This window comes from Flagellimonas olearia (assembly GCF_009184425.1).
Lineage (GTDB): Bacteria > Bacteroidota > Bacteroidia > Flavobacteriales > Flavobacteriaceae > Flagellimonas > Flagellimonas olearia.
The window spans coordinates 1-704 of the sequence record NZ_WELG01000020.1 but is presented as its reverse complement, the minus strand read 5'-3'; the positions used below and the strand labels follow the sequence as shown (position 1 = coordinate 704).

Genomic DNA, 704 nt, shown 5'->3' with positions numbered 1-704 from the left:
GTTTTGATGCAAGATGGGAAAGTGATAGCTTATGTATCCCGGCAGTTGAAAGATCATGAGAAGAACTATGCAACACATGATCTTGAGTTGGCAGCGGTAGTCTTCGCATTGAAGATGTGGAGACATTATCTCTACGGAGAGAAGTTTGAGGTTCACTCAGACCACCGCAGTCTACAGTATTTGTTTTCCCAGAAGGATCTCAACATGAGACAGAGAAGGTGGATGGAGTATATCAAGGATTATGATTTTCCAATCAAGTACCACCCGGGGAAAGCAAATGTAGTTGCTGATGCTTTGAGCAGGAAGTCAGTGGGTTTGGCTAATCTCAGTGGCACTTGCATCTTTGAGCAGTTTGAGGAGTTGAGGATAGACCTCCAGCCACTGAAGAAGGGTGTTGTGCTAGGCCACATGTCAGTGTCAGAACCTTCGTTCATCCAGAAGATCAAGAGCAGTCAGTTGCAAGATCCAGAGTTGGCCAAGATTTCAGAGAGCATAGCAGATCGTCCTGATTTTCGTATTGTTGATGGAGTGTTATATTACCGTGATCGTCTCTGTGTGCCTAACATAGAAGACTTGAGGAATGAGATCATGGAGGAGGCTCACAGCACGAGGTATTCTATGCACCCAGGCAGTACGAAGATGTATCAGAATTTGAAGGGTAGATTTTGGTGGAACAACATGAAGAGGGAGATAGCAGCTTTTGT

At 44.9% G+C, this 704-nt stretch carries 1 protein-coding gene; it reads left to right on the top strand.

The annotated features are described in order from the left end of the window. A partial coding sequence (locus F8C76_RS18760; protein ID WP_170284062.1) for an RNase H-like domain-containing protein occupies window positions 1–704 on the top strand: 704 nt, incomplete at both ends.